The organism is Mesobacillus boroniphilus, from assembly GCF_018424685.1.
Taxonomy (GTDB): domain Bacteria; phylum Bacillota; class Bacilli; order Bacillales; family Cytobacillaceae; genus Mesobacillus; species Mesobacillus boroniphilus_A.
Window position 1 is genome coordinate 1,181,542 of record NZ_QTKX01000001.1, and the last position, 23,868, is coordinate 1,205,409.

General features: G+C 41.7%; 26 protein-coding genes and 1 pseudogene. 18 read left to right on the forward strand and 9 right to left on the reverse strand.

Annotated elements, in window-relative coordinates; translation table 11 throughout:
• Positions 1-8 precede the first annotated feature (8 nt).
• The 5 genes from DYI25_RS06020 to DYI25_RS06040 all read left to right on the forward strand — a co-directional run bounded on the left by DYI25_RS06020 (position 9) and on the right by DYI25_RS06040 (position 3,888).
• Positions 9-539 carry a TRAP transporter small permease gene (locus DYI25_RS06020; protein WP_213367513.1) on the forward strand — a complete coding sequence of 177 codons (531 nt, stop codon included), beginning with the start codon at positions 9-11 and terminating at the stop codon, positions 537-539.
• Complete coding sequence (locus tag DYI25_RS06025) at positions 536-1,816, forward strand: TRAP transporter large permease (RefSeq protein ID WP_213367514.1); 1,281 nt, start codon at positions 536-538, stop codon at positions 1,814-1,816. The genes DYI25_RS06020 and DYI25_RS06025 overlap by 4 nt, the downstream gene beginning before the upstream one ends.
• A gap of 51 nt (positions 1,817-1,867) precedes the next feature.
• Positions 1,868-2,065 carry a 2-hydroxymuconate tautomerase family protein gene (locus tag DYI25_RS06030; protein WP_213367515.1) on the forward strand — a complete coding sequence of 66 codons (198 nt, stop codon included), beginning with the start codon at positions 1,868-1,870 and terminating at the stop codon, positions 2,063-2,065.
• Between the two features lie 210 nt (positions 2,066-2,275).
• A complete protein-coding gene (locus DYI25_RS06035) occupies positions 2,276-2,638 on the forward strand; it encodes a VOC family protein (protein ID WP_249745262.1) in 363 nt (120 codons plus the stop codon).
• A gap of 170 nt (positions 2,639-2,808) precedes the next feature.
• The gene (locus tag DYI25_RS06040) at positions 2,809-3,888 is read left to right on the forward strand and encodes a nitric oxide synthase oxygenase (protein ID WP_213367517.1); all 1,080 of its coding nucleotides are present in this window, start codon (positions 2,809-2,811) and stop codon (positions 3,886-3,888) included.
• A gap of 33 nt (positions 3,889-3,921) precedes the next feature.
• On the opposite strand, the pseudogene DYI25_RS06045 reads toward DYI25_RS06040, so the two are convergent.
• A pseudogene (locus DYI25_RS06045) lies at positions 3,922-4,251 on the reverse strand (redoxin domain-containing protein); the annotation flags it as partial.
• Positions 4,252-4,266: 15 nt separating this feature from the next.
• Positions 4,267-4,443, reverse strand: coding sequence for a hypothetical protein (locus tag DYI25_RS06050; RefSeq protein ID WP_213367518.1), 177 nt, complete (start codon positions 4,441-4,443; stop codon positions 4,267-4,269).
• Positions 4,444-4,658: 215 nt separating this feature from the next.
• Here DYI25_RS06050 and DYI25_RS06055 point away from each other — a divergent pair, with 215 nt between their 5' ends.
• Together DYI25_RS06055 and DYI25_RS06060 are read left to right on the forward strand one after the other, a co-directional pair.
• The gene (locus tag DYI25_RS06055) at positions 4,659-5,549 is read left to right on the forward strand and encodes an acyl-ACP desaturase (protein WP_213367519.1); all 891 of its coding nucleotides are present in this window, start codon (positions 4,659-4,661) and stop codon (positions 5,547-5,549) included.
• Between the two features lie 123 nt (positions 5,550-5,672).
• Entirely contained in the window at positions 5,673-5,840 is a 168-nt protein-coding gene (locus DYI25_RS06060; RefSeq protein WP_213367520.1) for a hypothetical protein, read from the forward strand.
• A 1-nt stretch (position 5,841) separates the two neighbouring features.
• Here DYI25_RS06060 and DYI25_RS06065 read toward each other — a convergent pair whose 3' ends face one another.
• A complete protein-coding gene (locus DYI25_RS06065) occupies positions 5,842-6,336 on the reverse strand; it encodes a J domain-containing protein (protein ID WP_213367521.1) in 495 nt (164 codons plus the stop codon).
• Between the two features lie 163 nt (positions 6,337-6,499).
• Here DYI25_RS06065 and DYI25_RS06070 point away from each other — a divergent pair, with 163 nt between their 5' ends.
• Complete coding sequence (locus DYI25_RS06070) at positions 6,500-7,024, forward strand: DinB family protein (RefSeq protein WP_213367522.1); 525 nt, start codon at positions 6,500-6,502, stop codon at positions 7,022-7,024.
• A gap of 64 nt (positions 7,025-7,088) precedes the next feature.
• Here DYI25_RS06070 and DYI25_RS06075 read toward each other — a convergent pair whose 3' ends face one another.
• Together DYI25_RS06075 and DYI25_RS06080 are read right to left on the reverse strand one after the other, a co-directional pair.
• Positions 7,089-8,024: an acetamidase/formamidase family protein gene (locus DYI25_RS06075; RefSeq protein WP_213367523.1), complete on the reverse strand. Its 936-nt coding sequence runs from the start codon at positions 8,022-8,024 to the stop codon at positions 7,089-7,091.
• 12 nt (positions 8,025-8,036) lie between these two features.
• On the reverse strand, positions 8,037-8,972 hold the full coding sequence (locus tag DYI25_RS06080; protein WP_249745263.1) for a DMT family transporter: 936 nt from the start codon (positions 8,970-8,972) through the stop codon (positions 8,037-8,039).
• A gap of 160 nt (positions 8,973-9,132) precedes the next feature.
• Here DYI25_RS06080 and DYI25_RS06085 point away from each other — a divergent pair, with 160 nt between their 5' ends.
• The 3 genes from DYI25_RS06085 to DYI25_RS06095 are packed head-to-tail and all read left to right on the forward strand — an operon-like array spanning position 9,133 to position 10,633.
• Positions 9,133-9,543 carry a DUF4181 domain-containing protein gene (locus tag DYI25_RS06085; RefSeq protein ID WP_213367524.1) on the forward strand — a complete coding sequence of 137 codons (411 nt, stop codon included), beginning with the start codon at positions 9,133-9,135 and terminating at the stop codon, positions 9,541-9,543.
• 18 nt (positions 9,544-9,561) lie between these two features.
• On the forward strand, positions 9,562-9,957 hold the full coding sequence (locus DYI25_RS06090) for a hypothetical protein (protein ID WP_213367525.1): 396 nt from the start codon (positions 9,562-9,564) through the stop codon (positions 9,955-9,957).
• A gap of 16 nt (positions 9,958-9,973) precedes the next feature.
• On the forward strand, positions 9,974-10,633 hold the full coding sequence (locus DYI25_RS06095) for a hypothetical protein (protein ID WP_213367526.1): 660 nt from the start codon (positions 9,974-9,976) through the stop codon (positions 10,631-10,633).
• Positions 10,634-10,683: 50 nt separating this feature from the next.
• Here the strand turns inward: DYI25_RS06095 and DYI25_RS06100 are convergent, their stop codons facing one another.
• The gene (locus DYI25_RS06100; protein WP_342032479.1) at positions 10,684-12,327 is read right to left on the reverse strand and encodes a sensor domain-containing diguanylate cyclase; all 1,644 of its coding nucleotides are present in this window, start codon (positions 12,325-12,327) and stop codon (positions 10,684-10,686) included.
• A 275-nt stretch (positions 12,328-12,602) separates the two neighbouring features.
• Between DYI25_RS06100 and DYI25_RS06105 the strand changes: the two genes are divergently transcribed.
• Positions 12,603-13,472 carry a hypothetical protein gene (locus DYI25_RS06105; protein WP_213367527.1) on the forward strand — a complete coding sequence of 290 codons (870 nt, stop codon included), beginning with the start codon at positions 12,603-12,605 and terminating at the stop codon, positions 13,470-13,472.
• 445 nt (positions 13,473-13,917) lie between these two features.
• Here the strand turns inward: DYI25_RS06105 and DYI25_RS06110 are convergent, their stop codons facing one another.
• The 3 genes from DYI25_RS06110 to DYI25_RS06120 all read right to left on the reverse strand — a co-directional run bounded on the left by DYI25_RS06110 (position 13,918) and on the right by DYI25_RS06120 (position 18,292).
• Positions 13,918-15,396, reverse strand: a complete 1,479-nt coding sequence (locus DYI25_RS06110) for a M20 family peptidase (protein ID WP_213367528.1) — start codon at positions 15,394-15,396, stop codon at positions 13,918-13,920.
• A gap of 64 nt (positions 15,397-15,460) precedes the next feature.
• Positions 15,461-16,735 carry an MFS transporter gene (locus DYI25_RS06115; RefSeq protein ID WP_249745264.1) on the reverse strand — a complete coding sequence of 425 codons (1,275 nt, stop codon included), beginning with the start codon at positions 16,733-16,735 and terminating at the stop codon, positions 15,461-15,463.
• A 249-nt stretch (positions 16,736-16,984) separates the two neighbouring features.
• Positions 16,985-18,292, reverse strand: coding sequence for an ectonucleotide pyrophosphatase/phosphodiesterase (locus DYI25_RS06120; protein WP_213367529.1), 1,308 nt, complete (start codon positions 18,290-18,292; stop codon positions 16,985-16,987).
• Positions 18,293-18,434: 142 nt separating this feature from the next.
• Between DYI25_RS06120 and DYI25_RS06125 the strand changes: the two genes are divergently transcribed.
• The 6 genes from DYI25_RS06125 to DYI25_RS06150 all read left to right on the forward strand — a co-directional run bounded on the left by DYI25_RS06125 (position 18,435) and on the right by DYI25_RS06150 (position 23,845).
• The gene (locus DYI25_RS06125; RefSeq protein WP_213367530.1) at positions 18,435-19,070 is read left to right on the forward strand and encodes an HD domain-containing protein; all 636 of its coding nucleotides are present in this window, start codon (positions 18,435-18,437) and stop codon (positions 19,068-19,070) included.
• An 82-nt stretch (positions 19,071-19,152) separates the two neighbouring features.
• On the forward strand, positions 19,153-19,527 hold the full coding sequence (locus DYI25_RS06130) for a VOC family protein (RefSeq protein ID WP_213367531.1): 375 nt from the start codon (positions 19,153-19,155) through the stop codon (positions 19,525-19,527).
• Positions 19,528-19,786: 259 nt separating this feature from the next.
• The gene (locus DYI25_RS06135; RefSeq protein WP_213367532.1) at positions 19,787-20,005 is read left to right on the forward strand and encodes a hypothetical protein; all 219 of its coding nucleotides are present in this window, start codon (positions 19,787-19,789) and stop codon (positions 20,003-20,005) included.
• 223 nt (positions 20,006-20,228) lie between these two features.
• Entirely contained in the window at positions 20,229-21,419 is a 1,191-nt protein-coding gene (locus DYI25_RS06140; protein WP_213367533.1) for a hypothetical protein, read from the forward strand.
• A gap of 18 nt (positions 21,420-21,437) precedes the next feature.
• Entirely contained in the window at positions 21,438-22,667 is a 1,230-nt protein-coding gene (locus DYI25_RS06145; protein WP_213367534.1) for a Zn-dependent hydrolase, read from the forward strand.
• Positions 22,667-23,845, forward strand: a complete 1,179-nt coding sequence (locus tag DYI25_RS06150) for a M20 family metallopeptidase (RefSeq protein ID WP_213367535.1) — start codon at positions 22,667-22,669, stop codon at positions 23,843-23,845. Before DYI25_RS06145 ends, DYI25_RS06150 begins: the two co-directional genes overlap by 1 nt.
• The last annotated feature ends 23 nt before the right edge of the window (positions 23,846-23,868 follow it).

The window sequence follows — 23,868 nt, forward strand, 5'->3', positions numbered from 1 at the left end:
GGAAATGCGTGAAATATGTCAGCAATATGGTAGCCAGTTTCGAAAAGAAACTGGCTATTATCCTCATGTTCGCAATGGCTGTGATTGTCGCTGCTGCAGTCGTTTTTCGCTATGTATTCAAAGAACCGTTGTTTTGGGCAAGTGAAGTATCGGTTTTTTTGCTGATATACATAACATTCATCGGCGGCAGCCTCGGTCTCAAATATAAGACACAGGCGGCAGTCACACTAGTAACGGATTATCTTCCGGAAAAAGTCAATAAATGGGTGGGAGTCCTGGCCCATGTTTTCATGCTCTTATTCATGTCAATTCTATTATTCTATTGTTTTACCTGGATTGCTTCCCCATCGGTCGCGATTCAAAAATCGAGTGCGATCCTGCTGCCAATGTGGATCCCTTATGCAATCCTGCCGATTGGATTGCTGTTCGCAACGATTCATTTATTAAACAATATGTTAGAAATTATCAAGAATCAACATATTGATAGCGATATGGTTTCTAATCTCCATGCTGCTGCAAAGGAGAGTGAAGAAGAATGATGGCTCTAGTTATTATAGCGTTCGTTGTATTTTTGCTGATGGGCATTCCTATCTCTCTAGTTCTCGGAATGACGACAATCGTCTATTTTCTGGTGACTGGTAATACGGTCCTGCTGGAATCTACTCCACAGCGTCTGTATTCCGGAATGGAGAACTTTGGCTTGCTGGCGATTCCCTTATTCATGCTAACAGGGGAATTGATGAATAGCGGCGGGATTACAAATAGACTAGTTGTTTTTGCAAGAGTGCTGGTTGGCCATGTTCGTGGAGGGCTCGCCTATGTAACTGTTATAGCGAATATGTTTCTGGCATCGATTTTAGGGTCGGCGAATGCGCAGGCGGCAATGATGAGTAAGGTCATGGTTCCCGAGATGGAGAAGGAAGGATATAGCCGTGAATTTTCGTCTGCCCTTACGCTTGCAAGCTCGATCGTTGCCCCAATCATCCCACCAAGCATGATTTTTATCATTTATGGAACATTGTCTGGAACGTCCATTGGCGGCTTGTTTATGGCAGGGATTATTCCCGGTACGATTTTTGGAATAGGGTTTGTGGCGTTGATTGCCTATTTGGGCTACAAGCATAATTTTCCGCGCAGTAAAAGAGCCAGCTTTTCGGAAATCTGGAGTTCGTTTGTAAAAGTGCTTCCGGCTATTTTAGTGCCATTTGTAATTACAGTCGGAATACTAAGTGGTGCGTTTACTGCGACAGAATCTGCAGCAGTCGCAAGTGTAATCGCATTCGTTGTCGGAATGTTTTTCTACAGGGAATTGAAGTGGAGAAGCCTGCCGATGATCCTGGTGAACACGGTCATCGGTACTGCCACTGTGACATTCTTGATTGCAATGGCCAACTTATTTGGCTGGTTGATTGCCTTTGAACAGATTCCGCAATTAATTGCGAATTCGATGCTGTCAATTTCTGATAATCCATTTGTATTCCTGCTTCTGGTTAACATCTTCTTGTTGATTATCGGAACGTTATTAGATGGAATCGCCGCATTGATTATTCTCGTTCCTGTTTTCATGCCTCTGGTGACAGGATTTAATATCGACCCGATTCATTTCGGTGTTATCATCTGTATAAACCTGACAATTGGACTACTGACACCACCGGTAGGAACAGGACTGTTTATCGTTTCCTCCATAGCCGAGGTCAAATTCGAACGGCTGATCAAAGCCGTTATGCCAATGCTTCTTATCGGTATCGCCATGCTATTCATCGTTACCTACTGGGATCAAACAACCCTGTTCATCCCAAGGTTACTAGGATTCTAATTTAGGTTGTGCCTGTCTCCACCCAGAAATTGTAGAAAAGGAGAGGTTGTTTTGCCGATTATTCAGGTTCAGGTTCTCGAGGGCCGTAGTGATGAGAAGATCAAAGAATTGATTGCCGGAATTACGGATACAGCGGTTCGGACACTTGAAGTGAAGCCTGAGCAGGTTCGTGTCATTGTCCAGACAGTTCCCCATAAATATTGGGGTGTTGGAGGAGTGACGAAGGATGAAGAAAAATCCCAACTCTAATATAAGAGTTGGGATTTTTTAGTAAAATATTAAAAGGATTTTGTATTTTAGAAGCGAATAGATAAAAAGGTTAGCACTTATTTAATAGGAATAATTGGTGAATTAAATGGTGAAATCAACTGAGCAAATCCTAGTTGTTTCAAAAATAATTGAATACATGAGAAATATATCACCGAGGAAGCCACATTTTAATGAAATGGAGTGATGTTGATGTTAAACAAAGTATGCGTTTTAACGATTAAGGTTGATGACATGCAAAAAGCTCTTGAATTTTATACGAAGGTACTAGATTTCGAAGTGTCCAAGCATTATGGGGAAAATATCGTTTCACTTGTACATAACGAAATTCCAATTGTCCTGGAAAAATCAGATGATCGAAGCAATGCAGTCGGCCAGAATGTTTTATTAGGTATTCTTTCCGAAAACCTTGATGAGGATGTTACCCGACTTCGCGATAGGGGAGCTAAAATCTTATTTGATGAATCTAAGCCATGTCCCCCTGGTAGATACAACATGATTGCAGATCCTTTTGGCAATAAACTGGAGCTCGTTGAATTTTCGAATTTTAATTAACGTCTGTATTAAATATGCTTGTTAAGCTCCCTTTTTCGGTGATAGACGAAAGGGTAACAGCCTTTTAGCAGGAGCCTCTGCATAATCCTTATACGAATCTCCATTATTGCGTCCTTTTAAGTTTTCCATGTTAAAATGATAGGATAGTACAACATCGGGAGGACGCAGTTTTGAATAAGGAATTATATAAGGAAGCAGAGGACTTCATACTCAGTTGTCATCAAGAATTGCAAAAAACGGAGCAGGAGATGATTAATAGGCTAGAACAGGTTAAAGGTGAAATCAATAAGACAGGTACTTATATACATACATATGAAGAACTGGAGCACGGTGCAAAAATGGCGTGGAGGAACAGCAATCGCTGTATTGGTCGTTTATTCTGGGAAAGCTTGACTGTCTTTGACCGTCGGTGTTTAACGAAAGAGACCGAAATTAAGGATGCCCTGTTCCATCATATCGAATATGCGACAAATGAAGGGAAGATTCGGCCGTCCATTTCGATTTTCAGGCAAAAAAGAGGAGATCAAGAAATTCGGATTTGGAACCATCAGCTGATCCGTTATGCCGGCTATGAAACAGAGCATGGTATTTTAGGCGATCCTCATTCGCTTGATTTTACGAAAAAATGTGAGGAAATGGGCTGGAAAGGTGAAGGAACCAGATTTGATGTGCTCCCGCTGGTGATTCAGGTTGATGGAAAGGAGCCTGAGCTTTTTGAAATCGATAAAAAAATGGTGTTGGAGGTTCCTTTGCGACATCCAGAATACTCTTGGTTTGAGGAGTTGGAATTAAAATGGTATGCAGTCCCGTTCATCGCTGACATGATGCTGGAAATAGGAGGTATCAAGTATACTGCAGCACCTTTTAATGGCTGGTATATGGGTACAGAAATCGGTGCCCGAAATCTTGCTGATGAATTCCGCTATGACCTTTTGCCTTCGGTCGCTGAGCATATGGGCTTAAACTTGAAGAAAAACAGTACTCTTTGGAAGGATCGTGCTCTTATAGAGTTGAACACGAGCGTACTGCATTCATTTAACGAAGACAGGATCGCCATCGTGGACCATCATACGGCAGCGTCGCAATTCAAAGTTTTTGAGGAGAAGGAGGAGGCTGCTGATCGAACTGTAACGGGAGATTGGACTTGGCTGATTCCACCTGTTTCTCCAGCTTCTACCCATATTTTTCATAAGACTTATGAAAACAAAATAATGAGTCCGAATTATTTTTATCAGGAGAAACCTTTCTAATGGAAACACCACCCGGATTGGGTGGTGTCTTGTTTATTGTGCTGGATCTTTCCCTTTAGCAATATCCGCAGCGTATGGAATGATTCCTTCTGCTTCGACACCGAATGTATCGATTTGCTGCGAATGGAGAACAGTGCCATCCTTATCAAGAACAGCGAAGCCTCGTACTGCTATTGGTGCCTCAGGATCCAACATGTTTGTCTTTTTGATTAATTTCAATTTCTCATCTGAGATAACTGGATAATCAAGTCCCAACTCATCTTTCATAGCTTTATGTTCCTCAACGGAAGATGCGCTAACCGCGTAAATATTGCCAGGGAACTGGCTGAATGAATCTTTTCGGCTCTGCAGCTCGACCAGCTGCGATTTACAGAAGTCTCAACCAACTCCGGTAAAAAAGAATATTAGCGCAGGCTCTTCCATATTTTCAAAGGATACTTCCTCACCGTTTTCATCTGGAAGGGAAAGGCCATTTGATTCAGGTTGATCCCCAGAACATCCACTAAGGAAAGCGCCGATCATTAATAACAGGATAATAAAAATAGATTTTTTCATGGTGCACCTCCTTATGTATATCTTCAGTATATATGGTTTTGCTGAAATCTCATTATATCATTTATAGAGAATTATTATAGAATGCGCAGCTGCTCCTCCTAAATTCCTATTTTCAGTAAAAAGAAGCCTTCCATTTAGTTAAAATTCAGAAAATATGTTAGAGTTGTATTTAGTAACAGGTCATAATATCTAGTATTTAATATGGAGGGACTACATTGCTGACGAATCATCTGGATTTTCGGCTGGAACCAAGGATTAGGGAGCTTTATGAGGAGCATAAGAAGCGGGCGGAAAAAATCGATTGGGGCTATCATGAATTTTTGCCATGGGATAAAGCAATGGATTTCAAGCGAGTGCCATGGCATGAAAGCCAGGTTACGCTGCCTGCACCAGTGATTACTGCGATAGAAACAGCATTATTAACAGAAGTGAATCTTCCATGGTTTACTTCTTACCTGGATCAGACTTTTAAAGGTTCATTGTCGGTGATCAAGGATTTTGTCCATACATGGACAGCTGAAGAAGATCAGCACTCCAATTTGCTGGAGACATATCTGCTAATCACGAGGAATGTTGAGCCGATGCGTCTTCATCAATTACATAAAATGACGCTTGAGAATGGGTGGGATCCTGATTTTCATACACCATTCGAGACAATGGTCTACACCTCGATGCAAGAGCTGGCGACGATGGTGTTTTACAATAATGTCGCAAAGGTAGCAGGCCCGCATGATCGTGAATTGGCCACGCTTCTCCGCCGGCTTGCAAAGGATGAGACGCTTCACTACGCATTTTATCGTGATGTCATCAAATACCACCTCGAATTAGAGCCAAATTATTGCTACTACTTGGGCAATGTGATCATGAACTTCAAAATGCCAGGTGCCGTCATGCCGGATTTTGAAGACCGGATGGCCATCATCGCTAAAGAGGCGAATTATGGGCCACTGGAGTATTTCGATCAAGTTCTCGATGTAATCGTTGATTATTGGGATATCGAGAATCTAAGGCCGATCGCACCAGAAGCTGAAAAGGCCAGGCTGGAAATCTTAAATTATCATGCGCGCTTGAAAAGGGTTAGGGAGAGGTTTTATAAAAATAAGTAGGAAGAATGGAACCAGCAATGAGGGTATGCTGGTTCCATTTTTATTTACAGGGAGAAAGCCATAAAGGAATTTCTCAATTTTTATAGAAATGGTTATGGAAGACTTATATAAAAAGGAGATTCTATGAAAAAGGGAACGCTATTATTTATTGGCGGCTTGATCATGTATATGGCAGGCATCTATTTATCTACCATTTGGACAGTTGCTGGTTCGGCTATTGGTGTTTTGGGCGGAATGATGATGGGAGCCAGTACTTATTTTTATGTAATGAATAATAAAAGACAATCATAGATTACTTCAAATCCTCGTAATGTTCGTTGAACACTTTAAAAAGCCTTTCGTCGCCGCCTCGGTCGGGGTGGAGGGCTTTAAGCAGTTTTTTGAATTCTTTTTTGAGTACCAGGCTGCTGGAATTTTGGCTAAGACCTAACAGCTTTTCCAGTTGGGACGGGTTAGCATTTGCCGCTTCAATCTGGCTGTTAAGCATTTTTTTCAATGTGCGAACCTTGGATTGTTCAATATGCAGCCTTGTATTTAAGAGATCCAGCTGTTGGGTCAGGCGGCTGTTTTCATGACTGGCCTGATCAAGCTGTGCGGATAGTGCTTCGGTATGTTTTTGGATGATGAAGTCTGTCAGGTCTTTTTGGTTGATTTTATATGTAAGGTTTCTTCTCTGGTTCAATACAGCATTTATTTGACCGCCTTCAATCCAATCCAGGACGTCTTGCTCGTTTGCAACAATGCCCGAAGAAGTTAGTTGTTCAGCAGCTTCCTTTATAGTTAGCATCTCATTCACTCTCTTTATCAAAAAAAAATTTTCAGACAAATCTATCATACCATTGAATTTTTGCAGGAAAAGAACAGAAGTATGACATTGTGTTACATACAAATTCTCATATGAAAATATGATGAATTAATCGGTACTTATTTTGAAAAGGCAGGTGTAAAAAATGGTGTTAAACATGAATGAAGCATTTGAAATCCTTGAGCGGACGCCTAAAACCCTAGAAGCTTTATTATCAGGTTTATCAGAAGGCTGGGTGACGAGCAATGAAGGGGAAGGAACCTGGAATCCTTCTGAAGTAATCGGACATCTCATCGATGGAGAAAAATACAATTGGATTCCGAGACTTAAGATCATGTTGACGGAAACAGAAGAAAAAAATTTCCCGGTTTTTGACCGTTTTTCCCATTTAAAGGATTATGCGTGTCTGTCGATTGAGGATAAACTTGATGAATTTTCTTCATTGAGGAAGGAGAATATCAAGAAGCTGAAGGAACTTATCGTTGAGGAGAGGCAGTTTGAATTGACGGGAGTCCATCCAGAATACGGGGAAGTAGAGGCAAGACAGCTAATCGCAACATGGGCAGTCCATGATTTAACGCACTTAGCTCAAATAACCAGAGTTTTAGCTAAAAGATACACAAAAGAGGTTGGACCGTGGAAAGGTTACCTCGGAATTTTGAATAAATAATTTGTAAGTTTTCATTTGTAAGTGCTCAAAATTAAGCCCCTGCGAATTTCACAGGGGCACTTCTTTATCTTATCGCACCGTGCGGCAAAACCGCATGCACACCTTTAACACCGTTTACTACCTGTGTAACTCTCAAATCGACTGTCACACTGGCCAGAGCGAGGGCCTCTGTGCGTTCGATTCCATGTAGTTCTTGCAAAAGTGAAACCATCTCATCCAATGCCTGTCCGGCAGCCAGGTTAAGGTCTTCATTAAAGCCAAAAGTTATCCATCCCGCTGGCGTGTTTGCCCGCGGCATTTTTAGCTGAAGATCATCTCTGATTGTCAAGGTGATATCGACCAGATCCATCGGGCACTCGATTGCTGTGCCGGAAACTTCTCCGTCGCCTTGTGCAGCGTGCCCGTCACCAATTGAGAACAATGCTCCGTCAACTGAAATCGGCAGGTATAAGGTGCTGCCTCTGCCAAGCTCTTTGCAATCGATATTCCCGCCGCAATAACGGGGAGGAGAGGTGTGGTGGACACCAGGTTCTGCAGGTGCGACTCCCATCAAGCCGATGAATGGATTAAGCGTGACACTCACCGGCCGTGAACCAACTTCGGTCGTTGCAGTCATAGTGTCACGATCCAATTCCCAGTCAAGGCGAATTCTTTCAGATTCGGTCAAACCGACTGCATCGTTTTGCCAGCTTTTCTTGCCGCCTGCCCAATTTGTGCCATACCATCCGGGCACCACATCATTCAATTTCACTTCAAGTACCATGCCTGTTTTTGCCCCAGTGACTTCAATTGGTCCAATCATCGGGTGGAGGGGAGTTTCTTCTTTTACCGCAGATTCGAAAAATTTTCTTTCTATGCCTTTTGTTTCCGAATATCCCCATTCAATATCGGGTGTCTGCATGCGAATGCTGTCCCCAGAATTCACTGTTAGGATTGGCTTATATTCACTGCTGAAAGAACCGTGCAGGTTTTCGGATTTCAAATCAATTTTATGAATCATGGGTGCAACTCCTTATGCAATTTCGTTTTTTACTATCTTTGCTGTTTGCTTCTTTTTAAAAAGCCGCGGGTTTGTTCCAATATAAACACCGGATAACACGAGGGCTGCTCCGATCGCGTGGGCGGCTGTGAAATTTTCACCTAAAAACAAAGTAGCCATAATAACTGCAGATACCGGCATTACATTTATGAAAATGGAGGCCTTCGCAGCGCCAATTTCTTTGATTCCATTATAGTACATGACGAACGAAACTACCGTAACCAAAACACTCATATGAATAATCGCAACCCATGTTGTACCTGTTGCCAGCTGGACATCCTGCCAGGTTGTTTCAGCAAGAACAAACGGCAGCAGGAAAAGTGTACCGAAAGCCACAGCGTAGGTCGTAGACTCAACCGAGCTGAACTTTTTCAGAACAATCTTACCAACGACACTGTATAATGCCCAGCTGATGACTGCGCCCATAAGAACAAAGTCGATTGGTTCAAATCCAAGGCTGAACAAGCTCAGCAAATGTCCATCGGTAATGATAAAAAAGGCCCCAGAAAGTGCGATTGCCAATCCTATAATATTGTTTCGGGTGATCGTTTCTTTTAAGAATAGAGCCGATAAAAGCACGATCAACACCGGATTGGAGGCGATGAACAGAGAGCTTTTGATAACAGGGGCATGTTTGCTGGCAAGGAAAAAGAAGATATTATAGAGGGCTATTCCTGTCATGCCAAGTACTGCAAACAAACCATAATCCTTTAAATTTGGTTTTTGACGGTTTTTCTCCATTACAAACATCAAAGGGAAGAGCAGAATTGCAGCTCCAAAGAATCTGAAGAAAGCTACCGTAGCCGGTTCAAAACTTTGGACCGCAAATTTCCCGGCAATGAAAGCACTGCCCCATGTTGACGTAGCAAAGGTCAACATCCCATATGTAAGCCATAATTTTTTGTTCATTGCATTCCCTTCATTCTTTTAAATTATTTAAATAGTATTGTAGCATCTTTTTCGAAAAGCGAAATAGAATTTTGAAAATACATGCAAAAAGAATTTTCCTCCAGTTAATGTACCAATAACTGGAATTTAGTGGTAAAATAACTCATGAAGGAGTGAGTTTATGTCAGGATTAAAATTCCTACTGCTTTTTATCGCAATCATCGCAATAGTAGCCGTATCAAAGTTCGTTTTAAGGAAAGTTTTTAATATAAAAAAAGTGAAAAAGAAGGCATTTTCGCATAATCATATTAATAGCACTCATCGGAAAGTGGATTGGGCTGTTCGAATTACCGCGTTAACCGTGTATTTAATTTTAGCGTATCAATTATACTTTCATGAGTTTTCTATTAATCTTCTTTTATTCATTATGACTTTAATTATTACTTCAGAAAATTTTGTCCGTGCATTTTTTGAATGGAAGTTTTCAACGGACCCAAAGCAATCGATCCTATCCCTTGCTGAGGGGATCATACTTATTACAATTGTGCTGATGGTCATTCAGTTTGATGTTTTGACATTATTATTTCAGTAATCGAAGGAGGAAGCAGCGATGAAAAGAAGAAAGATTTCACTTTCACTGATCTTCCTTTTACTTGTATCTTTTATAGGAATTATGTATACATTATTAAATCGACCTGAAAAGATGTATACAAGCACCACCATGATGATGACCATTGAAGAAAAGGAACACTACATAGAACCGGGTAAATACCAAAAAATGTGGGTAATGGGCACGAATGCGAATGACCCTGACAAAAACAAAGAACGGTTCAAGGTTATGATTGGGGATTCCAGGATTTACAACCTGCTGGAAGAAGGGAAGGAATATTTCGTTACCTTTCAAGGAGTCAAAAAAAATGAAGAGAGCGAATATATCTTTACATTTAGCCAAATAGGCAATCCGGAGGGAACCCAAATGAGTGGAGATGGAATAATAGAAGAGTAGGAGTTGGAAGTCCACTATGTTAAAGAACAAAAGATTTTTGATTGTAGCCGTCATTTTTTTCTTTCTATCGATTGCACTCAACTTTCCTTTCCCTCACGAATATCCTATTGGACAGGAATTGAGTTCAGCTTTGAATTTTCCAATCAAAACTATTAATGGTGTTAATTATATCGGGATCACAGGTCTGGTTTTATTCGGCATTAGCTTATTTTTCCTCGTGAAATCGCTAGAAAAATTCCATCTCCGTATGGTCTTAATCGCTTTTTTAATGGTGGTCTTCCTGCCGATGGAAATGGTAAGTGCATATCAGAAAACGTTTGCGACAGGTATAAACGCCGTCGAGTACGAGAGAAAGAGCAGCATGTGCCTATTCGAGATGAAAGACGAAATCACACTATACGCTAACTGCCAGCTCCCATTTGAAAATCACAGCAATCAAGCAGTCCAATTCAACATCGAATTCTATGAAAAATACCTATTCGAAGATGATTATCCGATGCTATCTCTCTTGAATGATGGAGGCCCATATGAAGTCATTCTTCATGGAAAAGAGAGAAAAGTAGTCACAATTGAGACTGAGATTGACTTATCCAAATCAGGAAGAGGTTCATTGAGCGGGGAAGCCTGGGGGGTCAATATTAAGATTAAAGATGGGGATAGGGTCAGGAAATTATAATGTAAAACGTTGGGTGAAGAATGCCTAATAGTTATAAGGAATGCCAGGTGTTATGCTCCTGGCATTTTATTCATTGTCTTATCATGGTGGAATGTAAATTTGTTCTTTCCTGACCTTTTCGATGTATAGAGTGCTTCATCGGCATAGCTTATAACAGTAAATGGGTCTTGATCGTGGGCGGGCCAATTAGCGATACCGATACTGCATCCGACATAGATTTCGGTATCTACCATATCATAAGGCTTGTTTACGTTTTGAATCAGCTTATTAGCAATTTTTGAAATAAATAATTCCGGAGTGTCATTGGCTACTTCAACAATAACAAGGAATTCATCTCCACCAAGCCTGAAGATTTTATCTTCTTTACGAATGCTTTCTATTAATCTAAATGCTACTTCCTTTAGCAGCTCGTCACCAGTATGATGACCATAAAGGTCATTAACATTTTTAAAGCCATCCAAATCTAAATATAAAAAGGAAAGCTGATTTTTAGCAAAAACGGCCTCCTTAATAAAGTGATCAAGGGCAACGCGGTTCCCAAGTCCAGTAAGGAGGTCATTGTGCGCTAGTGTTTCCATTTTCCCTAAGTTTGATTCTGTAATAACCAAGGAGTCCACAAGCTCCCCAAGAGAACCTGAGAGAACTTCGAGATCTTTAATACCTTTAATATATGGGATATGTACTTTATCACCCAATCTTAGGCTATGGGCAGCTTTTGAAATTTTCCTTAAAGGGTTCGTAATAAAACCTGCGAGCACCCAGCCAATCAAAGCAAAGAATATAGCGGCCATCGTCCCGAGTTTCAATATATAAGACTTTAAGCTCTCAACGGGAGCGAATGCATTTTCTTCAGGTATGCGGACAATAACCGTCCAGCCAAGCCCATCATAATCATTATACCCATCACCAATTGCAAACCCTGATAAGTAGTTTTTTCCGTCAGGCCATTTCTCGACTAGCCAGCTATTTTCTCCCTTCCTTGCATTTTGTAGACTATTAATCTTAAGCGGCATGCCAATCATATTTTTAGGACCAAGAAGGACAGTATCGTCACTTTTGCTCACGATGAAGATTTCCGCTCCAGTCAATTCATCCTTTAGTGGCTCAACAATTTCATCCTGCATCTGTTTAGACCACTCCCAGCTAAGGTGGGCTGCCAAAATACCAGTCAGATTTCCGTTTTCATCAACTATCGGCTTACTGATGTCAACGAATTGTATCGGTTCTCCCGTAGGATTAGGCAGCAAATTCGCAAGCAGGACGGCATTATGGACATCACCAATGAAAAGCCCTTTTTTTCCCTCCAGGTAAACTGGACGTTTTGAAATATCTGATCCTACCAAAATCTTGTCTGTTGCTGCAAGTACTTCTCCGTCTTCATCCGTCAGTCCAATCCACGAAAAGACGGGAACGCTTGCCTTAAGTTGGTCTAGCAGTATTTGTGCATTTCCAATGTTACCAGCGTTTTTAATATCGTCAATTTGACTTAAAACCTCTACCTCTCCAATTCGTGACCACATAAATGAATCTAGTTTATCAGCCATATGAAAAGCGGTTGTTGATAAACTGTTTCCTATTTCTCTTTTAATTATATCTCCTGAATGCTTGCTAATCGTTATACTTAACAGCATCGCAAGGGCAATAATGATCACCCCAAAAGTTAATGCAACATAAGTTCGAAGGTTAATCTTCACTCGATAAAATCCTTTCTAATACCAAAACTAAAAATCCTCTACCTAGATATTTCGACATATTTTTCGTTTTTTCAAGACTCAATATCAAAAAAATATATTTTCATGAGAAACAAAAGACAAAGTCAGCTGCAAAATTAGGCAGTGAAAGGAACAAAGTTTTAAAAAAAGAGCCTTTAATTATCAGGGAAAACAGGAATTACAATCTACTTACGCGAATAGCTAGGGAAGAGAGTGGGAATTCTCAAAACAGATTTGTACTACAGGAGTTGTTGTGGATGAAGAAGGCGTGGCTAGCAGGATTGTTGTCAGGTATGGCTCTTGGCCTGTTCTTAGGTGTAATTGAATACGTTTTTAATATAAAAGTGTATACATTATTGGTGAATGTAGATTATGTTCCTGTTTTAAAGGAGTTCGCTTTACCAGGAATAGTTGAGTTTGGCTTACACTTGATCATTTCCGTTGCTCTCGCGGCTGGAGTTGAGTTTTACGCTACGAAAAGGGAGATAGAATTGGAAAGTAAATTTCGTTTAATTTTCATGATCAGCTTAATCATTGGTCTGGCCCTTTATCCAACAACTGTCTTGTCAAATAGGACACCGCCGATCTCCAGTCTATACTCATTCGTATTTTGGATGCTTGGCCATGGCCTGTATGGTCTAATCCTTGGATTGTTGTTAACCCCTGCGAAGAAGAGAGGAAGTTTGCCAAGAAAGTACTTTTATGTTCTGTCGACTCTGATCTTAGCTATAACATTCCTTGCCAGGTGGGATGATAACCGTGAGAAGAACTTAACGGAAGTCCTTGATTCCAAACAAATCGAAAGAGTCTTGTTTACACAACGGTCTTTAGAGAATGATATGGGACAATACAATCGAAAATTATCCGATAAAGATGCCATTGAAGAACTGATCAGCTTTTTAAGTCAATACAAAGTTATTAAGGTAGGAGACCGGAACTTCCATTCCGAATATCCTGAAGAACAATTCCAATTTCTACTGAAGTATAAAGACAACCGAATTACGATGCCAGCGTTGATTGAGAGGAATGTTTTACTAAATGACATGTATCAGTATAAGATCACAAACGGCCCTTTTGATTATGAATGGATGGAAGATTTTTTAAAAAGGAAGGGAGAAGAATTGTAACTAAATGGTTCATTACACATTTAGTTGAAACCTTTTTTCACTTCTGATGCGTATTTCAAATGATCTAATCTTTTGACTTAAGGTGCGTTAAATAAACCGTATTCCCACTAAAATAAATAAAATGATAGTGACTTTTATTAAGGAATCTGTTCACTTAAAGGTGAAAGTGTGGATCGATGAGATGGGATAATCAACCACAAAACCGTGTCAGAATAAACCGCAGACGCAGTCAGCCAGACGAGCAGTAATAAGAATATAGTCAGAACAATGTCATTATTTTCACCTTATTAAAAGCTCAGGATATCCCTGAGCTTTTAATAATGCTTGGTTGAACGAATAATGCATAAATGAAGGTTCATTTAGGATTACGGCAAATAAACGCTTTTAAAAGGCGTTTATTTATCTGTACCTTCAATGAGTATATAAATCTCGGCAAAATGCCCTATTAATCTTTTGAATCTACCTTCCTATCAACTTCCTTAATTACTTCCATATAAAAACTGATCGCATTCAGGTAGTTGTCAATACTAATATGCTCGTTCGTTCCATGCATCCTGTTAAGATCCTCCGATGTCAGCTGGACAGGGAGGAACCGGTACGTGTTTTCGGCGATGCTGTCGTAATGTTTGGCATCAGAACCTGCAAACATCAGATAGGGGGCTATGACCGCTTCGTCATAAACATTTTTCGCGCTTTGCTGGATCGATCTGAAATGCCAGCTGTCAACATTAGATACTCCAGAAGCCTCTGAGCCTTCAATTGTCACTTTGATTGCATCGTCGTCAATCGTTTCTTCTATAAATTCCTTCACTTCCTCCAACGAATCACCCGGCATAAGGCGTAAGTTGATGATGGCCGAAGCTTTCTCTGGAAGGGCGTTGTACTGCTCGCCGGCATGGAAAATCGTTGGTGCAATCGTCGTCCTGATCAGCGCGGCAGAAGCGGGCTGCTGCAGAAGGATTTTTTCAATGATTGGTTCGAAAATAAACTTGTTGGCAAAGACATATCTCATGGCAAAGCTCATTTCAGGAGCTACAAACTCAAATAAATCCTCACCTGGCCCTTTCAGGTCGGCAGGGAACTGGGTTTCTTCCAGCTTAGCGATCGCGCTGGCAATCCTGCCAATATTGGTCCGGTCCTTTGGCTGTGAAGAATGGCCGCCGCTTCCTTCAATTGAAAGCTCTGCTGTCGCTGACCCTTTCTCGGAAACCCCAACAACACCGACGGGCTGCTCGACACCCGGAACCATGTTTTCGACGATGGCTCCTCCTTCATCTAAAACGAAGTCAAACTTGACGCCTCTTTCTTTAAGTGAACTCACAATCTTGCTGGCACCCTCATCACCGCCGATTTCTTCATCATGCCCGAACATTAGATAGATGTCTCGTGAAGGCTGATAACCTTCTGTAAGCATGTGTTCTGCAGCTTCAAGAATCCCAATCACACCAACTTTGTCATCCAGTGTACCGCGACCCCAAATCTTTCCGTCTGCGACAGCCCCGCTAAAAGGGTCTTGTTCCCAGTTTTCTTCCGTGCCTTCAAGGACGGGTACAACATCGTAATGGCTTGTCAAACCAATAGGATTTTTCGTGGAGTCTGTTCCATTCCATTTATACACAAGCGCATAGCCATTCACTTTTTCAAGCTCCAGCTCTTTATGTACCATAGGAAAGCTCTTTTCTAAAAAGGAAATGAAGCGGTCGAATTCCATCATGTCCATTTTGCTGCGGTCCTGATAGGAAATCGTTTTAAATTGAACCGCTTTTGAAAGGGTATTGATCGCATGGTCTTCTTTAATAGTGCCATTAAAGTGTTTAGGTGAGGGCTGTCGGGATTCCAAGGTGAGGGTATTGATCATGGTGGCAACGATAAATATAAGAAGCAGGCTGCTAATTATTATTAAGAAAAGCTTTAGTTTGTTCATAGATTATTAGAGAACCTCCATTCATTTTTTCAAAAAAAGCCCCCGGTTTCCCAGAGGCCGTTGTTTAGGCAATTTCAGGTGCTTGAGGCTGAGCTTCAGGTTCTGGAACAAAAGCCAGAATGATCATGCCAATAACAAAAAGGATCACGAGGCTGAAAACGCCCATGCTCGAATTCCCTGTAAGCTGTGCTGTAAGACCGACCATAAGAGGCCCCATGATTGAAGCGAATTTACCGAAGATGTTATAGAATCCGAAAAACTCATTCGCATTCGCTTTAGGCACCAATTTTGCAAAATAAGATCGGCTTAATGCCTGAATACCGCCCTGGGACGTAGCAACAAGCATTGCCAGGATCCAGAAGTCCGTCGTTGTTTCCAGGAAGTAAGCGTAAATACAAACAAAGATATAAACAATAATTCCGACATAAAGCATTTTTTTACCGGTAAAACGCTCGGATAATTTTCCGAATAAAATTGCGAACGGCCAGGCGACGACCTGGGTGGCAAAAAGGATGATTAATAGGTTAGTAGAGCTGATCCCTAAATCGGTTCCATAGGCTGTAGACATCGTGATGATTGTTCCTACACCGTCAATGTAAAAGAAATAAGCTAATAAGAATAGAAATAATGCCCTATATTTTCGGATTTCCTTAAAGGTTTTTCCTAGACGTCTAAAGCTTTGGAGAACCAATTGCGGTTCGCGCTCAATGAAATGCTTTTGATGTACATTTTTAAACATGGGGATGGAGAAAAGTCCCCACCAAATGGCGGTAATGATAAAAGCTGTCTGGCTGGCTAAGGTCATTGAAATTGGCAGGACCTTTGTCTGGGCTAAAATAATGATTGCGATACTGATGATGAATGGAATCGTACTCCCGATGTAGCCCATCCCGTATCCGCGCGCTGAAACTCTGTCCATGCGTTCATCCGTTGTCACATCAACGATGAAGGCATCGTAGAAAACGTTGGAGCCTGTCGATCCGAGCACGGCAAGGGTGTAGACGACAAGCAGCATCAGCCAGTTACCGCTCGGCACGAAAGCAAGACCCGCTGTAAAAGTGATTCCAAGAGTAAAGAATATCGTGAAGAAACGCTTTTTCATGCCTTGATAATCCGCAATGGTTCCAAGTATCGGCCCGATCAATGCCAGAATGAAGGTGGCGATGGCAATTGTGTAACCCAAATAGGCGGTCGAATTTGACAGGCTCACGCCAGCATCGGTTGCAGAAGCTTTATAAAAGAGCGGGAATACAGCCGTCGAAATGATAATCGAATAAGCCGAGCTGGCCCAGTCATAACGAATCCAGCTGCTCTCTTCCTTCGTAAAACCTTTCATCATTTTGCCCCCAATAAGATTGTATTTTTGTCTATTAAGTTGAACCATACATACTCAAAGTTTAAAAAAGTGTCTCAAGCGGTAATAAAATTGCTGCAACCGGGGATAAAAGCGTCCCAACCGGTAAAAAAACTTCTCTGAACCTGAAATAAAGCTTTCCCAATAGTGTATAACTGTCTTAACCGGTAAAATAACTCTTCCAACTGGTAATATAATTCGCTTCGAGCCCTCCAAAGACCTTCTTTCCTAGTTCTAAATATCCAAAATCCCTTCAATGATGGAGCCATCTGTATCTCCCAAGTCAAGACCCAGCAGGCGGGCAAAGGTTGGACCTTCGTCTACGAGGTGCATTGACTTGATGGAGATTCCTGGACGAATGCCTTTTCCAGCTGCGAAGAAAACGGTGTGATATCCCTCTTTTTCAGGGGAGTATCCATGGCAGGCAAAGGTGTATTTTTTAGTCCTGGCATCCTGTTCGGTTACTTCTTCGATGTAGTCACCTTCAATTGCATCGCTAAAATAAAATCCTCTAGCGGCTTCCAGCATCCTGAAGGCAGTTCCGTCAGCTCCTTTTGCGTTAGCCTCGGAACCAGTGATGGCTGCTTCAATACCGTTGCTGCCGTCCTTTAAAAGCTCAACTAAGATATTTGTAACGGTATTTTTAGTGGCATCATCTTTTTGACCTTTTAGATAGACATAGGCTGATCCGTCACAACTCTTGCAATAGGCTTTCCAGTCGGTTACTTTACCTGAAGCATTGGTTTGGATAAGTCCTCGTTCTTTAAATAATACGTTTAATTTCACCACTTTAGACTCATCAAGTGCACTGTGATCACCAAGAATGGCAACCGTTGTATTCTCAGCAATGCCTGCTTCTTTGAGTGCTTCCATGATTCTTCCAAGTCTCTTGTCATGGCGGTGAAGTGCGGCCAGTGCTTCTTCTGATGAAAAACCGTGCATATGGCGCTGGGAGTCCAGATCGACAAAATGAATCAACATCAATTCTGGCTTCCTCGTTTTGATGGTTTCCACTGTTGATTCAAGAACGAAGTCGTCGAGCTCCGGCTGGCTCAATCCATTTCTGATATGACCGAATTTAGCGTTCATTTCGAGCTGGTATCGAGGACTCCCATTGGAAAGCGAAACGGGAATCTGATGATGCCAGGGCCTGTTCGCAAAAATTTCTGGCATATTGTAATCGATATCGGCTTTTGCCGTCACCGGCCATAATAATGCTGCGGTTTTCATGCCCGCCTTTTTTGCCTCATCATAAAGGGTTGTCCCTTTTATATGGCGGCGGTGCCAGTACCAGTCTGGTGAAATTCTGCCAGGCTGGATAAATGTATTGTTGACAATACCGTGCCGATTAGGGAAATTACCCGTCACGATAGTCGCATGGCAAGGGTATGTAACAGAAGGATAGATCGTTTCTACCTGTGTACAGAAAGAACTATTCTCTATAAAAGCCTTAAAATTTGGCAGCTCCCTGAGCAATGGAACATCATGCTCAGAAAGACAGTCAAAAGATATGACTATTAAGTGGTCTGTCAATCGTGTCATAATAGCCTCCAAGTGTTGTTTATATAATAAATATAGCAGAATATTTTGGGAAAAATAATCAAGTTTGCCATTTTCCTTAGGAAGGATTTACTGAGCCATTAAAGAAGTAATTAAGTATCTGAAAAACTGGAGGCAGATTAAGATGGATTTAATCGACAAAGCATTGCAAATTGCTTCAATGGCACATGAGGGACAATATCGCAAAAATACAATAATACCGTATATTGCTCACCCGGTGGCAGTAGGGATGATTTTACAAAAAGCGGGATACCGCAAAGAAGTGGTTGCAGCCGGAATCCTGCATGACACAGTTGAAGACACCGATTTAACAATGGAAGATATAGAGCAGGAGTTTGGAAAAGAAATCGCAACAATCGTTGAAGGGTGCTCTGAGCCAGACAAGTCTCTTTCCTGGGAAGAACGCAAAGAGCACACAATTGAGTTTTTGAAAACTGCATCCGAAGAAATCCGCGTGGTAGCTTGTGCGGACAAATTACATAATGTCAGGTCAATTCACCAGGACGTCGAAGAATCCGGCGAGGAAGTCTGGAAAAGATTCAGACGCGGAAAAAAGCAACAGGAATGGTATTACAGGAATGTTGTGGAAAGCCTTGGCTATGCCACGAAGTTTCCGCTGCTGGCAAAACTTGAAAAGGAAATAGATCGTTTATTTGAAAAAGAAGAAATCAACTACAACGAATCCGACTTTTCGATAACAGAAGACGCTGGCTTGGACAAGGATGACATTCTGGACAGGAAACATCCTAACCGGAAATAAGACTACAGTTGTGCTGCCATATGGGGAAGGTACGGAGATAATCTAATGGTTTTTTAAAAGAAGAATTTAGGAGGGAGAAAATTTGAAATCACCACTTTATAATAAAATAAACAATGTTTTTATCCATGTGAGCAATTTGAAACAATCCGCAGAATGGTATTCGAACTTGCTGGGGATACCATTTGATGGCCAAAAGATAAAATCACCAGTCCATAACATTCCTGTTACATCTGAAACAGGATTGACCTTGGACGATCACACCTTTGACCCAGGCTTTAATTTAAAGCCCTCCGGCCATGTGTTGTTTAATTTTCTTGTAGATGATGTTGATGAAGCCTATGACTTTGTAAAATCAAATGGAATTATAATAACTAAAGAAATTGAGCGGATTGGCGATTTTGCCTACTTCAATTTCCAGGATCCGGACGGGAATGTATTAATGATTTGTAACTGTTAAGCGGTATTGGTGACCTAAAAACGGTGGAATTCAATTTTAAGGTAACCAACAGGCGGTATTGGTGACCTAAAAATGCAGAGATTATAATTAAAGGGAACCAATAAGCATCATTGGTGACCTAAAAGAGCCAAAACTAAAATGATAGGTAACCAATAATCTGAGGTCAAGGTTCAACTACCCATAAATGGTTTTTATTTCCGGGATTTACCCGTATCATCCCTGGGTAAAGAAAGGTAATTCTTAAGAAGGGGTGATAAAGATGAAGACGAATGTGAAAATGTCAAAAGAAGAGCTATTTAATCAAATCCAGAATAGTGATGGCAACTTAAGAATTTCGTCTGTGTCCTCAGTTGAAGAAGGGGAAGAAGTAATCGCCCTGGCTAAACACCTTGAACTTGAAGGTAAAATCGTACTATTAGAATACTGTTTGGATAAGAAGCCATTGGCTGTTTCCTTGAAAACAAAAAAACCTGACTAAGAATATAAATTCAATTGGCGAGCCGCTTTTATAAGCGGTTCGCCTTTTTATTTGTGATAAAAATAGGTAAAAGGAATCAAAAAAAACAAAGAAATCGTTTTCTTTCTAAAATTATAAAATTTACAATTGACTGAATATTATATCTATATTATTATCGTACCTAATACTTTTTTCTTTCGCAAAGCGAAGCGTTTAAGTGAAAAAGAAAATGGGGGGATTCATGATGTCACAGATGTTAGCTTTAGTTATTGTGGTTTTCATTTTATTAGTGGGGGATTTAGTTGCTGTAAGGACGAAGGCATGGATTCCTTCCATGTTCGTTTCAGCTGTATTGTTCCTGATTGGGTATTGGACGTTTTTCCCGAAAGAAATTGTAGCACTTGCTGGTGTGCCATCAGCAGTTGCTGTCATGATGATGTATTTATTAATAACGAATATGGGTACATTGCTATCTATCCAAGAATTGAAAAACCAATGGAAAACAATTGTCATTGCGCTATCAGGTATTTTAGGAATAGTAGCTGTACTATTGAGTGTCGGTACTCTCATTTTTGGATTCCAGACAATGGTTGTTGCCGTACCGCCTTTGGTTGGTGGAGTCGTTTCCGCTTTGATCATGTCTGAAGGTGCAAAGGAAGCGGGTCTTGCAACACTGTCGGTATTCGCTATTGTTATTTATGTGATGCAGGGTTTTGCGGGTTACCCATTAACATCACTCGTTCTGAAAAAAGAAGGCAAGAAACTTTTAAAGCAATATCGAGAGGGCAGCCTTGCTGCAAATGAAGTGGCTGCAACTGTAGAAGCTGCCGCGCCACCTGTTGAATTAAAGCTTTTTAAAAACCTGCCAGAAAAATATAATACTGAATTCTTTAAGTTTTTCAGGCTGTCACTGGTCGCTTATCTGGCTTACCTAACATCAACTCTTCTGGCTCCAGTCGTATCTGTAAGCCCGTTCGTACTTGCACTATTATTTGGTGTTATCGCGACAAGCGTAGGCTTCCTGGAAAAGCAGGCCCTGCAAAAGGCCAATGGATTTGGGATCGCAATTCTCGTTTTGATGTTATTCATTTTCGATGGGTTGAAGCAGGCTACACCAGGAATGCTTGTAGAAATCATTGTTCCACTAATTAGTGCGATTGTCCTTGGAATCACGGGAATGTACATCTTCTCATTTGTTGTTGGCAAAATTTTAAAGGTAAGCAAGGAAATGGCCTTTGCTGTATCACTGACGGCGCTTTACGGTTTCCCGGCAGATTATATCATCACCAATGAAGTGATCAATTCTTTAACAGAGGACGAAAAAGAAAGAGAAGCGCTGACCAGTCATATGCTACCACCAATGCTTGTGGGTGGGTTCGTGACCGTCACAATTGTTTCGGTCGTACTCGCCGGTATCTTTGTCGGATTCTTGTAAGAAAAGAGGGGAATAAGATTGCTAGATTTAAAGGAACGCATTGAACAGCATATCGCTCAAATTAGTGAGTACACAGCGACTCCCGGAAAAGGGACGACAAGGCTGACCTACAGCCAGGAGGATTTAAAGACCCGCAATTATATAAAAGGAAAAATGAGTGAGTATGGGCTGCAGGTTAGAGAAGACGGCTTCGGCAATATTTTTGGCAAACTGAAAGGTAGCTTGAAAGACGCACCGAGCGTGATGGTCGGGTCGCATTTTGACTCCGTCCCTCACGGCGGCTCCTATGATGGACCTGCTGGAGTTGTTGCCGCTCTAGAGGTAGCAGGGCTCTTTGCTAAAAATAACTTGAGCCCCAAGTATCCTCTCGAAGTCGTTGCCATGGTAGAAGAAGAAGGCGCAAGGTTTGGCGGAGGGCTGATGGGATCCCGAGGGATGGTCGGTTTGCTGAGTGAAGAGGATTTTAATAATCTGAGAGACTCAAACGGTGTTTCCACAGTGGAAGCAATGGCTGAAATTGGGCTTGACTCATCACTTCCGAAAAAAAGAGATCCGAAAACGATGAAGGCTTTCCTCGAGTTACATATTGAACAAGGTCCTATTTTAGAAGAAAAAGAGATTCCGATTGGAGTTGTCGAGGCGATTGTTGGACTGACTCAGCTGGAAGTCACTGTAAAAGGGCAGGCAGGGCACGCAGGTACCACCCCGATGGACCGCCGGGCAGATGCTCTGGTAGCCGCAGCGAATATAATCGCTCGCTTACCAGATCTTGCTGCAGAGGAAGGAACAGGAACGGTCATTACCACCGGTCGCTTAAATGTTTACCCGAATGGGGCGAATGTCATTCCTGATCAGGTAGTTTTCTCGGTTGATATTCGCTCAGGAAAGGAAGAACACGTCCTGAATGTCATCGAGAAAACAAAGAATCTAGTTCATTTTTTTAGTAAAAATGGAATCGAAACAACGATTGATCAGCTTTTATATATCCAGCCGAAAGAACTGAATCAAGGTATCCGCTCTCTTTTAAAAGAGAAAAGCGAAGTGTTGGAAATCCCGTATTGTTCGATCAATAGCGGAGCCGGTCACGATGCGATGGTTTTATCCGATTACACAGACGTTGGAATGCTGTTCATTCCAAGTAAGGATGGACTAAGTCATTGTCCGGAAGAATGGTCAGATTCAGAAGACATAGCTAAAGCTGTTCAAATTTTTTACGAAACAGCTAAGAGTTTAACGGAGGCGGATTGATGATTAACGAGGGATTAAAAGAAGCTATTAAGGAATACAAGGATGAATTAACAGAGCTGCGCAGGCAGCTTCACAGCGACCCGGAGCTTTCTTGGGAGGAATATAGAACAACCAATTTTGTTTGTGAATATCTAGATCAATTAGGAGTTAGGTATAGAAGAACAGAACCAACAGGTGTGATTGCTGAAATCAAGGGCGGCAAGCCAGGCAAGACTGTCGCCTTGAGGGGGGATATGGATGCTCTTTCCGTCGAGGAACTAAACAAGGACCTGCCTTACGCTTCAAACGACGAGGGGAAAATGCATGCTTGCGGGCATGATGCCCATACTGCCATGCTGATGGTCGCGGCGAAGGCATTAAATGAAATCAAGGAAGAGCTGCCAGGAAATGTTCGCTTATTGTTCCAGCCAGCTGAAGAAGTAGCAGAAGGGGCCAGAGCTCTGGTAAAACAGGGAGCTGTTGAAGGAGTTGATAACGTATTTGGCATCCACATCTGGTCGCAAATGCCGACGCATAAGGTGAGCTGCACTCCCGGACCATCCTTTGCCTCGGCTGATTTGTTCAAGGTCACTTTTAAAGGAAAAGGCGGTCACGGAGCGATTCCCCAGGATTGTATTGACACCGCGATCGTTGCTTCATCCTTTGTCATGAATGTCCAATCCGTGGTGTCGAGATCCATTGATCCACAACAAGGCGCCGTTCTTACAGTCGGGAAAATGGTGGTAGGCACACGTTTCAATGTCATTGCCGAAAACGCGGTAATCGAAGGAACAGTCCGCTGCTTCAACCCGGCAACACGTGACCATATTGAAAAACAGCTAACACATTATGCTGAAAATGTAGCGGCAATTTACGGAGCTACGGCAAAAGTAGAATATACACGTGGGACACAGGCAGTCATCAACGATGAGGAAAGTGCAGAGCTTGTTCAGCAGGTGGCATCCGAGGCATTCGGAGAGGATGTAATCTATCATGAAAAGCCAACAATGGGTGGAGAAGATTTTAGTTTCTACCTTGATGAAGTCCCAGGCAGTTTTGCTCTTGTAGGCAGCGGCAATCCGGAAAAAGATACTGAGTGGGCACACCATCACGGAAATTTCAATATCGATGAAGAAGCACTAACAACGGGTTCTGAGCTTTATGCACAGTATGCCTGGGCTTATTTGAACAGGAACTGATAAAAGTGGAGAACCCTTTGGGC